General features: G+C 40.0%; 13 protein-coding genes. 11 read left to right on the top strand and 2 right to left on the bottom strand.

The annotated features are described in order from the left end of the window. Window positions 1-14 precede the first annotated feature (14 nt). The 4 genes from PTQ34_RS02335 to PTQ34_RS02320 all read left to right on the top strand — a co-directional run bounded on the left by PTQ34_RS02335 (window position 15) and on the right by PTQ34_RS02320 (window position 3,837). The gene (locus PTQ34_RS02335) at window positions 15-1,178 is read left to right on the top strand and encodes an MFS transporter (protein WP_273931851.1); all 1,164 of its coding nucleotides are present in this window, start codon (window positions 15-17) and stop codon (window positions 1,176-1,178) included. Further along, window positions 1,168-2,484, top strand: a complete 1,317-nt coding sequence (locus PTQ34_RS02330) for a hypothetical protein (RefSeq protein ID WP_273931850.1) — start codon at window positions 1,168-1,170, stop codon at window positions 2,482-2,484. Before PTQ34_RS02335 ends, PTQ34_RS02330 begins: the two co-directional genes overlap by 11 nt. Window positions 2,485-2,508: 24 nt before the next feature. Beyond that, complete coding sequence (locus PTQ34_RS02325; RefSeq protein WP_273931849.1) at window positions 2,509-3,294, top strand: pilus assembly FimT family protein; 786 nt, start codon at window positions 2,509-2,511, stop codon at window positions 3,292-3,294. Between the two features lie 219 nt (window positions 3,295-3,513). Continuing rightward, window positions 3,514-3,837 carry a hypothetical protein gene (locus PTQ34_RS02320; protein WP_273931848.1) on the top strand — a complete coding sequence of 108 codons (324 nt, stop codon included), beginning with the start codon at window positions 3,514-3,516 and terminating at the stop codon, window positions 3,835-3,837. Here PTQ34_RS02320 and mnmA read toward each other — a convergent pair. Both mnmA and ribD read right to left on the bottom strand, forming a co-directional pair. Further along, the gene (mnmA, locus tag PTQ34_RS02315; RefSeq protein ID WP_273931847.1) at window positions 3,814-4,833 is read right to left on the bottom strand and encodes a tRNA 2-thiouridine(34) synthase MnmA; all 1,020 of its coding nucleotides are present in this window, start codon (window positions 4,831-4,833) and stop codon (window positions 3,814-3,816) included. The two genes, PTQ34_RS02320 and mnmA, sit on opposite strands and share 24 nt — an antisense overlap. Window positions 4,834-5,193: 360 nt before the next feature. Further along, a complete protein-coding gene (ribD, locus tag PTQ34_RS02310) occupies window positions 5,194-6,207 on the bottom strand; it encodes a bifunctional diaminohydroxyphosphoribosylaminopyrimidine deaminase/5-amino-6-(5-phosphoribosylamino)uracil reductase RibD (RefSeq protein ID WP_273931875.1) in 1,014 nt (337 codons plus the stop codon). A gap of 61 nt (window positions 6,208-6,268) precedes the next feature. On the opposite strand from ribD, the gene PTQ34_RS08850 reads away from it, so the two are divergent. The 7 genes from PTQ34_RS08850 (at window position 6,269) to PTQ34_RS02280 (ending at window position 12,707) form a co-directional block, all read left to right on the top strand. After that, window positions 6,269-6,850 (top strand): anthranilate synthase component II, encoded by a 582-nt coding sequence (locus PTQ34_RS08850; RefSeq protein ID WP_404814889.1) that lies wholly within the window; start codon window positions 6,269-6,271, stop codon window positions 6,848-6,850. A 120-nt stretch (window positions 6,851-6,970) separates the two neighbouring features. Next, window positions 6,971-7,990, top strand: a complete 1,020-nt coding sequence (gene trpD / locus PTQ34_RS08845) for an anthranilate phosphoribosyltransferase (RefSeq protein WP_404814888.1) — start codon at window positions 6,971-6,973, stop codon at window positions 7,988-7,990. Window positions 7,991-8,056: 66 nt separating this feature from the next. Next, the gene (locus tag PTQ34_RS02300) at window positions 8,057-8,656 is read left to right on the top strand and encodes a phosphoribosylanthranilate isomerase (RefSeq protein ID WP_273931846.1); all 600 of its coding nucleotides are present in this window, start codon (window positions 8,057-8,059) and stop codon (window positions 8,654-8,656) included. Between the two features lie 20 nt (window positions 8,657-8,676). Next, window positions 8,677-9,423 (top strand): hypothetical protein, encoded by a 747-nt coding sequence (locus PTQ34_RS02295; RefSeq protein ID WP_273931845.1) that lies wholly within the window; start codon window positions 8,677-8,679, stop codon window positions 9,421-9,423. Window positions 9,424-9,513: 90 nt separating this feature from the next. After that, window positions 9,514-10,689 (top strand): tryptophan synthase subunit beta, encoded by a 1,176-nt coding sequence (trpB, locus tag PTQ34_RS02290; RefSeq protein WP_404814887.1) that lies wholly within the window; start codon window positions 9,514-9,516, stop codon window positions 10,687-10,689. Next, window positions 10,682-11,425, top strand: coding sequence for a tryptophan synthase subunit alpha (gene trpA, locus PTQ34_RS02285; RefSeq protein WP_273931843.1), 744 nt, complete (start codon window positions 10,682-10,684; stop codon window positions 11,423-11,425). Before trpB ends, trpA begins: the two co-directional genes overlap by 8 nt. A 13-nt stretch (window positions 11,426-11,438) precedes the next feature. Beyond that, window positions 11,439-12,707: a glycosyltransferase family 4 protein gene (locus PTQ34_RS02280; protein WP_273931842.1), complete on the top strand. Its 1,269-nt coding sequence runs from the start codon at window positions 11,439-11,441 to the stop codon at window positions 12,705-12,707. The last annotated feature ends 6 nt before the right edge of the window (window positions 12,708-12,713 follow it).

The following is a 12,713-nucleotide window of genomic DNA, read 5'->3' as shown; positions in this document are numbered from 1 at the left end:
TAAAAGTTAAAAAAATGGCAAAGTTAGATTTGTATTTGATGTATTTTTGTGCGCTTGTGGCGATGAGCGTGTTATACGCCCCGCAGCCTATTGCCGTGCTTTTTGAGAGCGAACTAGGCATCGCTAGGCAGAGTGCAGGGCTTTTTATCGCTGCACTTATGATCCCACTTGGGCTAGCGGGATTTTTTTATGGCTATATTTTGGAGCGAGCTAGCATTCGCTCTATGCTTTTTGGCGGATTTTTGCTGCTTGGGCTAGCTCAGATGGGCTTTGGACTAGCTAGCAAATACGAGTATATGCTAGCCTTGCGTGCGGCGCAGGGGCTGGTGCTGCCTGTAGCGATGATAGGCATTATGAGCTACATCTCAGTTAGCACACCTAGCAAGTATGTAGCAGCAGCGATGGGCGCATATATCGGCGTGACCATCATCGGCGGACTTGTAGGCAGAGCAGCTAGCGGCATTTTGGCTGATTTTTTTGGCTGGAGATTTTTTATTATTTTAGTGGGCGTGCTATGCGTCTTTTGTGCCATTTTGGTGCGGCTAAAATGCTCAAACATAAGCGCAAGCCTCATAAAACCACGGCTAAAAGACATAAAAGACACCTTAAAAGAACGCAAAAATCTCTACACCTACGGCATGATTTTTTGCTTATTTTTCACCTTTCAAGCCTTGCTAAACTATGTGCCTTTTGAATTAGCGCAGATTTTAGGAGCTCATAGCGGGGCAAAAACAGGCGCATTATACGCTGGCTACGCACTTGGCGTGCTAATTTCTTTTAATGTTAGGCGCATAGGAGCGTCTTTTGGAGGAGCTAGGCGAGCTGTGGTGGCTGGGGTTGGCATAACGCTAGTTAGCATTGCATGCTTTGGAGTGCAGAGCTTCTGGGGGCTTTTTGGGGCGATGGTTGTGCTTTGTATCGGCAACTTCATCGCTCACAGCAATGCAGCAGGCTTTGTAAACCGCCAAGCAAAAGAACACAAAGGCATAGCAAATGGGCTTTATGTGAGCTTTTATTACATGGGCGGGGCTTTGGGTAGCTTTTTGCCAGGCTTTATTTACAATTACCTTGGCTGGATAGCGTTTTTATGCTCTTTGGGAGTGGTTTGCGCTCTTAGCCTTGCTTTTGCTATAATGTTAGCAAAAACTAGGGTTTATGGGGTAAGAAATGAAAATTAACAAAGACTTTGTTAATTTTTTCTCACAAAGTAGCGAAAATGAGATTAGGAATTCTAGAATTCCTAACAAAGCATTAGAGCAAAACAGCGCAAAAAGCGAGTATTTTACGCTTTTTATCGCTTGGGCTATAAATATCATTTTGCTTGGATATTTGTGTTCTACCCTTAGCATTAGCGCAGGCGAGGCTAGGATATTTTACGGACAAAGTAGCTTTTTAAAAGAATTTGGCTTTTTACACGAGCTTATAAATGGCTCATTTATAGCTTTTAGCGGTGTTTTTGGTAGCGACCTTGCTTTGAGACTACCTTTTTTGCTAGCTCACAGCGCAAATGTCTTTTTCATCTACAAAATCTCAAAGCAGATCTTGCCTACTCGCTCTTTGCGGCTAATTTGCGCTTGTGTTTTTATGTATTTGCCAGGTGTGATGGCAAGTGCTGTGAGCGTAAACTCGGCTGTTTTTATCGTGCTAGTAGCTTTAATCGCTGTATTTTTAGTGCAAAACTCACATTTTAAAAGCCTTTTTGTGCTTTTAGTGGCTAGCATTTTTGTATCTCAGGCTTTTTTAGCACTTTATGTTGCTCTGTTTTTTTACGGACTTTATAGCAAAAACCGCGCTATAAGCGTGCTTGGAGGTATTTTTGCTATTGCTTGGCTTTTTATTTTTGATTTTGATTTTTCAGGCAAGCCAAAAGGCTATTTGATAGATACCATGGCGGTTTTTGGGGCGGTTTTTTCGCCTTTTGTTTTTATATATTTTATATATAGCATTTATCGCATTTGGGTTAAAGAAAGCAAGGATTTTTTGTGGTTTATATCCACTGGCGCCTTTTGTATTTGCCTTGTTTTTTCTGTGCGTTCTAAGCCGCCTTTGGAGCTGTTTTTGCCATTTTGTGTGATTTTTGTGCCTCATATGGTGCGGCTGTTTTTTAGCGCATATAGCGTGCGACTGCCACGGCACAGGCTAAAATACAAGCTTTTAGGCGTTTTGCTTATATCTAGCCTTGCGCTAAATAGCACGGCTTCTATTTTTAGCGATTTTCTTTATGTTTTTTTAAAAAAACCTAGTGCGCATTTTGCTTTTAAAAACGCTGTGGCAAAAGAGCTTGCCGCTGAGCTAAAAAGCCGTGGAATAAAAGCTATAAAAAGCCCTGCTGATATGAGAGAGCGACTTTTATTTTATGGCATAGGCTCAAAAAACAGCCATTATACTCTAAGCAAAAGCCCTTGTAAAAATGGTAGCAAAATTGATATAAAAAAGCAAAATATAAGCATTGCAAGCTATTATATTTGCAAATCTATGTTATAATCAAGGCATCAAAAAGGATTAAAGATGAAAAAAGCATTTACTTTGGTTGAGCTGATTTTTGTGGTGGTTGTGATAGGAATTTTAGCTTTTGCGCTATGGCCTACAAAGCAGCCTACACAGGCTCTTGAAGCTGCTAGGCAGATAGTAGCTCACATCCGCTACACACAGCATTTGGCACTAAATGATGATAAATTTGCCACGCACACCTACATTGCCACGGACGGCACAAAGAAAAACATAGCAATAGACTGGTATAAGAGAATGTGGAGAATAGTATTTTCAAATCAAAACAAAATTGAAGGAAAATGTGATAATGCTGGTTGGCGATATGCTGTATATCAAAATATCGACGGTAACCTTAGCGACGGAGGACAGCCAAATGGAGAAATAGAAGTAGCTCAAAACCCAGCCGAACCTGGAAAAGTTCTAAGTGGCTGCTTTTCTGGCATTTATAAAAACACCACAAGTAGTATGGATCTAACAAAAACTTATGGAATTTTAAGCAAAAAAGAAAATAATAAAAATGAAGATGGCTTGAAATTTGATGAGTTTGCTACAGATAGTAGAATTCAGGGCATTATATTTGACGAGCTTGGCAGAGCCTATCCTAGTGGTGATTTTAGCCAGGCGTACAATAATGGCAAGCAGTTTAAACTAGGTAACAACGAGCTAGGCAACAACAGTTATGGCCGCATAACACTAAGCGCAAAAGACGGCAGCGTAGCAAAGATCTTGGTATTTGCCGAGACTGGCTATGCTTGTGTAGAAAATGTAGATCTAGGCTGCGAAGCACCTGCTACTAACCCTTAGGAATTCTAGAATTCTTAAACTAGAATTCTTAAACTAGAATTCCTAAGGCTAAATCTAGAATTCCTAAGATAAAAAATACCCCCTAGGAATTCTAGAATTTCTAAACTAGAATTTATAGAAAATATGCTTAGGAATTCTAGAATTCCTTAAATACCACAAACGCAGATTTTACTTTTAGCTTTTTTTGGCAAAATCTAGGCTTTAAATAAAGGGGCAAAAATGATGCGACCATTTGCTAGTTTTGGCGAGCTTGTGCTTACGCTTAGCATTGTTTTTGTAGTTTTTGTGCTTAGTTATTTGGCGCTAAAAGCTCTTTTTATCTACTCTAAAAGCGAGAAAAAATCCTTTAAAGCCGCTGTGATTTCGGCATTTTGCGCTGTGATTTTGCTATTTTTTTCAAGCTGTGAGCTGAGCTTTTTATCACCAAAAATCGCAAATATCCTACGCTATGCTTTTAGCCTTGGCGCACTTGGCTTTGCTTTTTGCGCCTTTGCTTTTATAAAGCAGATTTTTAGCTTTTTAAACAATAAATCCGCTAGCTAGCACACGCTCATTTTCATCATAAAAACAAGCTAGCTGACCCTTTGCTACACCAAAAGCTGGGCTTTTTAGCTCTACATTTATGCCGCCACGCTCATTTTGACGGATGCTACACGCTAGCGGCGTGCTGCGGTAGCGAATTTTAACAAAACAATCAAACTCGTTTTTATCAGTAAAATTGTTAAAATTAGCCGTGCTAAAAGAATAGCAAGCCAGCTCATCACGCTTACTGACTACTATTTCATTATTTGCGCTATCTATGCTCTTTACAAAGTGTGGTTCGTGCGCTCCATTTACACGAAAGCCCTTGCGCTGACCGATAGTATAGCGTGCATAGCCCTCGTGCGTGCCTATAGCCTTGCCGCTGCTGTCTTTTACGATGCCTGGCATAAGGGTATTAAAGTGCTTATCAAGTACCTCAATGTAGCTATTTTCTACAAAGCAAATTTCACTGCTCTCGCTTTGTGTGGCTAGATTTGCGATTTCTGGGTAGCTAGCAGCTAGTTTTTTAACATCAGTTTTTAGCCACTCTCCAAGAGGGAAAATTATATGGGGAAGCATTGCAGCAGCGATATTTGAAAGAAAGTAGCTTTGATCTTTGCTAGTATCTTTTGCGCTTTTTAATAGCCCATTTTCTATGCGTGCGTAGTGACCGGTGGCGATACGCTCGTAGCCAAGGCTTTGCCCAAACTCCCAAAGTGCGCCAAATTTTATTAGCCTATTACAGTGTGCGCAGGGATTTGGCGTGATTCCAGCCTTGTAGCTATCCACAAAAAGATCATAAATTTCTTTTTTAAACTGCTCTCTTAGGTCTAAAATATGCGTTTTTATACCAAAAAACTCGCCTATCATTTTAACATTTTCTATGTTTTTTTCGTGATAATTTGGCTTGTCGTGTAGCTGCATGTAGCAGCCTTGTACCTCGTGCCCTGCGTCTTTTAGCAGCTTTACGCACATAGAGCTATCCACACCACCACTCATAGCTAGCAATACTTTCATTATATAGCCTTTTATATTTTTGTTTTGATTTTATTAAAAAAGATTAAACTTTTAGTTAGTAAAATCTATATAAATAGCAAATAACTAGGTATTTAAAATCTTTATTTAAAGGAATTTTCATAAGAATTCTTTAAATATATAGCAATTTTATATATTTTTGCTTTGTACTCTAAGATTTAGGTATTTTAGGGAATTCTAGGGAATTCAAGTTGTGAAATAACTCTAGAATTCCTTAGAATTTAGAATTCCATATAATCTAGAATTCCCTAGAATTTAGAATTCCTTAGAATTCCTTAAACTAAAATTCCATATAGAGATCCCTCAAAAGGGCTGGGGGATGACAGGGGATTCTAGAATTCCTTAATTTTCTAGTACTTTACACCACAGCGCAGTATCAGCCCCAAGTGGCGTGCTATGCATAATTTCAAGGCTTTTGCTTATATCCAAAAAACTCCCTTTTTTAAAGCTTTTGCTTTGATAGATTAACACCCAGCTAAACTCGTTTTCAAGGGCTTTAAAAAGCCTGCCAGCCCCCTCAATCATAGCAAATTTTGCCTTTTTTAAAAGCTCTAAATCGCTTTTAATATCTACCTTGCGATTTAAAACGCTAAAAAGTGGAATTTGCCCATCAAACTCGCTTTCGCGGCTGTAAATTAGCACATCAGGCGCATGTTTGGTAGTAGAAAATCTAGCATCCAAAATAGGGCGGTCGCTGCGAACTGTATTGCCACCGATTACTAGCAGATCAAGCTTTGAGCGTAGATCATGGCAATGCTTTTGTGCTATTTGGCTGCTTATTTTGCCAGTATAAACGCCATTTAGACTTAAAGCCAGCTTAAAAAAAGCAAAATGCCCACTTTGCCACGCTAAAAAAGGCTCTAAAAGCTCATCGCATTTTGATTTTAAAGTGCTTTGCTCTACGCTCACACCAGCGTTTGCTAGTAGTTTTGCGCCGCCCTTTGCTTGCCCGCCTAAATCAGCCGAGCCAAAAACCACACGGCAAAAGCCCAAATCACGCAGCAGCAAAGCACAAGGCGGAGTTTTGCCAAAATGCGTGCAGGGCTCTAAGCTAACAAAAGCACAAGCACCATTTAATGCGCCTTTATGATTTTTTAAAATAAAATCGTATAGCTCATTTGGGTTATTTTCAAGGCGCAAAAGCTCGCTTTTTAGCTCAGGTTTTAGCTTGCATAGCGCCAAAGTTACAGCCCCAAGCTCTGCGTGAGCGAGGCCAGCGCATTTGTGGGCACCCAGGGCAAGAAGCTTGCCGTTTTTATCCACGATAGCGCAGCCCACAGCTGGATTTGGGTAGGTTAAAAGCTGATATTTCCACGCCTCATCAAGCGCAAGTTTCATAAAAAATTCATCACTCATAAGCAAAATTATAGCCAAATTAGATATAATTTTGCGCAAATTTATAAAAAAAAGAGCAAAGATGATTTTAATGATTGATAACTTTGATAGCTTTGTTTTTAACATCTATCAATACGCCCTAGTTGCCACTGATGAAGAGATAAAATGCCTGCGAAATGATGAAATAACAGCTGATGAAGTAGTAAGCCTTTCGCCAAGTAAGATAATTTTAAGCCCAGGCCCAAAGCATCCAAAAGATAGTGGCGTGTGCCTTGAAATTCTAGAATTTGCCAAAGCTGGCAAGATAACAGCGCCGATTTTGGGTGTTTGCTTAGGTCATCAAGCAATCGCGCTTAGCTTTGGTGCGGATATTAAACGCCTTGAAAATCCAAAGCACGGCAAAACTAGCATGGTAGAAATCACCGCGCCTAGCCCTGTGTTTAAAGGCTTGCCAAGCGAGTTTGAGGTAATGCGCTACCACTCACTCTACGCTGATAATCTGCCTAGTGAGCTAATTTGTACCGCTCGCTCAAAGGATGATAATATCATCATGGCACTTTCTCACGCTACTTTGCCGATATATGGAATTCAGTTTCACCCTGAGAGCTACTTTACCACCTATGGCCGTGGGATAATAGAAAATTTTGTGCATTTAAAGGGCTAAAAAGTCCTTGCAAATAATGGATAAGACATAAAAAATGGCGATTTTACACTTTTAAGAGCTTTAAAGAAGCTATAAAATACTTAAATTCTTATATTGATTTATAAAAACAAGGATAAAAAAATGGCAAATTTTGCGCCTTTTATGCTAAAACTTCAAAGGGGCTATCCGCTTGATAGTAGCGACTTTGAGGCGATTTTTAGCTCTGTTATGGCAGGGGAGTTTGATGAGGTTCAGCTAGCTGGGCTTTTGGTGCTTATTAGCGAAAAGTCGCTTTATGCTGATAGCTTGGCAGCTCTTGTGCGTGAAGTGATGAAATACTCGCAAACTTATAGCGATTCTGCGCCGATGTTTGATATAGTTGGCACCGGTGGGGATGCGCTAAAAACTATAAATATCTCCACAGCCTGCGCAATAATTTTAGCAAGTCTAGGCGTAAGGGTAGCAAAGCATGGAAATAGGGCGATTTCAAGCGCAGCAGGATCAAGCGATACACTAGATGCTCTTGGCATAAAGCTAAGCGATGATCTAGGGGCTTTAAGGGAGCTTATGGATAGCAAAAAACTAGCTTTTTTTCATGCACCGTTTTTTCACAAAGCTACAGCAAAGGTCGCCCCTGTGCGCTCACGGCTTAAAATCGGCACTGTTTTTAATGTGCTAGGACCCCTACTAAATCCAAACACAGCTCTAAGCAATCAAATCATGGGAAATTATTTAGAGAGTGTAAATGAGCTGCTTGCGCATACTCTTGGCAAACTAGGGCGAAAGCACGCTCTTGTGGTGCACGGCATGGATGGCATGGATGAGATCACGCTGTGTGATGAGACGCTCATACACGAGCTAAAAGATGGCTCTGTGATAAGCTATAAAATTACGCCAGAAGAGTTTGGCTTTAAGCGGGCATTTCACCTTGATATCGCTGGTGGGGACAGCGTGGCAAATGCTAGTGACCTAAATGCTATTTTGCGTGGCGAGCTAAAAGGCGCAAAGCGTGATATAGTCGTATTTAACGCTATGTTTGCGCTGTACGCGGCTGACATGGTAGCAAATCCAAAAGATGCTAAAAGCGTGGTTGAAGATGCGCTTGATAGTGGCAAGACTTGGGCGTTTTGGCAGGATTATTTGGGACGGAATTTGGGATAGGAATTCTAGAATTCCTAAGTTTTTTTAGTTTGGAATTCTAGAATTTCATTATAATTTAGGCAAGAGATGAAAATAAAAATCTGTGGGATAAAAACACTAGCTGAGGCAAAGGCAGTTTGTGAGTGCGAGTTTAGGGGCAAAAGAGTTGATTTTATAGGCTTAATCTTTGCACCTAGCAAAAGGCAGGTTAGCACTAAAACAGCAGAGCAAATCGCCACCCTTGCTAAAAGCTATGGTATAAAAGCAGTGGGTGTTTTTAAGGACTTGGCGCAGGCAAAAAGCGTGGCAAAAATGGGCTTTTTAGACGCCGTTCAAGTCTATGAAAAAGTAGAAAACAAAACGGAGTTTAGCCCCTGTGAAGTGTGGCAGGTTTTTAGCGTAAATGATGCTTTGCCTGAGCTTGAAGGCGATTTTGATTTAGCACTTTTTGATTATAAGGGCAAAGAACTTGGTGGAAATGGTCTTAGCTTTGAGTGGGGAATTCTAGAACCACTTAGGAATTCTAGAATTCCTTACGCAATAGCAGGTGGGCTAAGTGAGAAAAACGCTAAAAAGGCTAGTGGGCTTGGCTGTGCCCTGCTTGATTTTAACTCAAAGCTAGAAAACGAACAGGGCTTTAAAGAAAGCGAAAAAATAATAAAAGTTTTAGAGCAAATTTATAGCTAAAATTACAAAAAGGATAAAAAATGCAAGGTAAAATTCTAAGCCCCCAGCTTATAAGCGGCGATGATGGCAAACGCTATGAATATGATAAAAACGATGTTGTAAATCTAGGTGATAAAGACCTAGCTATGCTAACTGGTTCGCAGGTGGATTTTGTAAGCTTTGATGAGAGAGTGGCAAAGTCTATTTATATAATCAATGAAAATGTAAATGTAAGTAGCATTTTATCAGCTGATAGCATTAGCTCTGCTAGGCTAAAGGCGCTTTGGGGGCTTGGACTTCAATTTTTTAACTTTATTCCATATATCGGGCAAATCATTGCTATTGTGGGCTTTGTGCTATATTCAATGGCGATTTACTCAGTTAGCAAGGCAGCAGCGAGCAAAAGCTTATTTAAAAATTACATTATCGCTGTAATTATTAGCTTTTTGGGTGTTTTTCTCGTTTTTATGCTAGCACTCATTTTTGGCGTGAGCATGGGTGTGCTAGCTAATAGCGAGGATGTAGGCATAGGCGCAAGCATGATAGCTGTGCTTTTGCTTGGCGGTGTAATCGCTCTAATCGTGGCGATTTATGGCTATAAAATACACGCCGAACTTTCTAGGCTAAGTGGGAGTTCGCTGTTTTTATGGGCGTTTTGGATAAATGTTGTAAGCGTGATTTTGTGTCTTAGTGTATTTGGTATTTTTGTAGGATTTGCTGGCTTTATCATTGCTTGGATGCTACTATTTGTAGCGTGGTGGGGCTTTAAAAAGCTAGAAAAAAGGTGATAAATTTTGGAATTCCAAAAGTGGAATTACTAAAATTTCTTTGAAATTATGCTATAATCGCAAAATTTTTTAATAAAACAAGGCTTGAAAATGAATAGTTATTTTGGTAAATATGGCGGTCAGTTTGTGCCTGAGACTGTGATGAGTGCGCTAATCGAGCTTGAAAAAGCGTATAAAAAAATCGTGCCTACAAAGAAGTTTCAGCGTGAGTTAAAGGAGCTGCTTAGCACTTATGTAGGGCGTCCTAGCCCTATGTATCACGCAAAAAGATTAAGTGAGCATTTTGGGCATAATATTTATTTAAAGCGTGAGGATCTAAACCACACCGGAGCGCATAAAATCAATAACTCTATCGCCCAAGCTCTACTAGCAAAATACATGGGCAAGACTAAGGTGCTAGCTGAAACAGGCGCTGGTCAGCACGGACTAGCTACTGCGACAGCCGCTGCGCTTTTGGGCTTAGAGTGCGATGTGTATATGGGCGCTGTGGATGCAGCAAGGCAAGCTCTAAATGTCCATAAAATCGAGCTTCTAGGCGCAAGAGTTGTGCGAATAGAAGACGGACTAAAAACGCTAAAAGAAGCAACTACTGCGGCAATTCAAGCCTGGGTAAATGAGATAGAAAGTCGCTTTTATGTGATAGGCTCGGCTGTTGGCCCACATCCTTATCCAAAAATCGTGCGTGATTTTCAAAGCGTAATCGGCAAAGAGGCAAAAGCACAGCTAAAAAAACTTAGCGTAAAGCCTGATATCGTAGTAGCCTGCGTGGGCGGCGGAAGTAACGCAATAGGTATATTCTCAGGCTTTTTAGATGATAAAAGCGTGGAGCTAATAGGCGTTGAGGCTGCTGGGCTTGGACTAGAGACGCCGTATCACGCAGGTACGATGAGCAAAGGCCGCGATGGCATAATTCACGGCATGAAAACCCTAGTGCTACAAGATGAAAATGGCTGTATAAGTCCGGTTCATAGTATTTCAGCTGGGCTTGATTATCCAGGTGTGGGGCCGCAGCACTCGCATTTAAAGGATATTGGGCGTGCTAAATACGAGGCTGTAACAGACGATGAGTGTATAGAAGCGCTTAAACTTTTAAGTAGGTTAGAGGGCATCATCCCAGCAATCGAGAGCTCTCACGCGCTAGGGCTGCTGCCAAGGCTATGCAAAGGTCTAAAAAAACGCTCAAATATCGTAGTAAATGTCTCAGGCAGAGGCGATAAAGACATGGATACAGTAATGAACTACAAAAAAGGAACAATCTATGGATAAGTTTAAAAAAGCCTTTAAAAATGGGGCAAATATCGGCTACTTGGTAGCTGGATATCCTAGCTTAGAATATACAAAAGAGTTTTTAAACGCCCTTGATAACTCGGCTTTGGATTTGCTTGAGATAGGAATTCCATATAGTGATCCTATCGCTGATGGCCCTGTGATCCGTGATGCGAGCTTTGAGGCGGTAAATAGTGGCGTAAATGCTAGGGCTGTTTTTCATATGCTTGGCTCAGTAAAAACTACAAAATGCCTTGTTTTTTTAGTTTATTATAATACGATTTTTAGCTATGGCGAGGATGAGTTTATCGCTGATTGTGCGAAGGTGGGCATTAGTGGGCTTATTATCCCAGATTTGCCTTTTGAAGAAAATTGTTCTTTGGCTAAAAAATGCGCCAAACTTGGCATCGCCCTTGTGCCGCTAATTAGCGTAACTACCGGTCATAGAGCTAAGAAGATACTAAAACACGCAAGTGGCTTTGTGTATATGATAGCAAGCCTTGGCGTAACTGGTAGCAAACAAAGCCCAGAGGACCGCCTAAAAGAGCTGGCAAAAAATATCAAAAAAATAAGCTCTTTGCCTGTGGCGGTGGGCTTTGGCGTGCGAAGCAATGAAGATGTAAAAAGACTGCGCTCTTTTTGTGATGGTGTGATAATGGGCACGGTGCTTGTTGAGGCCTCTAAAAATAAAAGCGTAAGCAAATTAAATGCGCTAATAAGCAAGCTGTTTGCGTAGGAATTCTAGTTTTATGGGTTTGTCTTTAATCTACGATGCGACGCTGATAGCAAATGTGCGTGGTGGTAAGCGCACGGGGACTTTTTTTGTAGCTGATGCACTGCTTAAAGAGTTTTTAAGGCGTGATGATATAAGCCTTAAAATTTACTGCCGTAGTGGTGATGAAAAACAAGCTAGAATAAATCTTGCGCCGTATTTGAGCAAAAAAAACTGCGAAATAATTTTTGTAAAAAGACATTTTTTCGGTGTGCAGTTTAGGCTTTTTGTAAAGGCAGTTTTGCGTGTGTTGCCTAAGTTTTTGACTACTTTTTTGTATTCTAGTGCGCAAAAGATTTTGGCTTTAAAGCAAAAGGCTGTTGTACCCAGTAAAAAAGAAAGTTTAGAAAAAACTGAAAATTGTGTGTTTTTCTCGCCTTTTTTCGCCCCACCAAAAGAGTATTTGCATTTAGCTAAATTTTTAGTGATTTATGATGCTATTCCTCTAATTTTTGATGAGTATAGAAATAATCCTGGAAATTATTGGTTTTTAGAACTTGCTAGAAAGCTTGATGAGAGCTATACTTGCTTTGCTATCTCATCTTACACCAAGACTGATTTTTTAAAATACCTCCCACACTTAAAGCCTGAAAACATAATAGTAACCCCACTAGCCTGTGATGAAAGATTTAAACCAGCAAATGCTGATGAAATTGGGAGAGCTAGAAAAAAATATAATATCCCAGAAAATAAAAAATATATATTTTCACTTTGTACACTTGAACCTAGAAAAAATCTAATTAGGGCAGTAAAATGCTTTGCAAACTTTATTAGCAAAAATAATATAGATGATTTAGTATTTGTTCTAGGTGGAGCTCACTGGGATGCTTTTATTGAAAAGCTAGAAAATGAAATAGGTTCTTTGGATGAAAATATAAAATCTAAAATTCTTAAAATCGGCTATGTAGATGATAGTGATCAAGCAGCACTATACTCAGGCGCACTTTTCTTTGTCTATACATCTGCTTACGAAGGCTTTGGCTTACCACCACTAGAAGCTATGAGCTGTGGAACCCCTGTAATAACAAGTAATAATAGCTCTTTACCAGAAGTAGTAGGCAGTGCTGGTATAATGATAGACTATGATGATGACGCAGCTCATATAAAAGCTTATGAAAGCTACTACTATAATGAAAACTTAAGACAAGAAAACTCAAAAAAAGGCTTAGAGAGAGCTAAATTATTTAGCTGGGAAAAATGTGCTGATATAATGATAACTGAGATGAAAAGAAGGGCTGGGCTATAAAGAATT

It is taken from the genome of Campylobacter magnus (assembly GCF_028649595.1).
GTDB lineage: Bacteria > Campylobacterota > Campylobacteria > Campylobacterales > Campylobacteraceae > Campylobacter > Campylobacter magnus.
The sequence above is the reverse complement of the archived record's forward strand: the minus strand, read 5'-3'. Positions and strand labels throughout refer to the sequence as shown.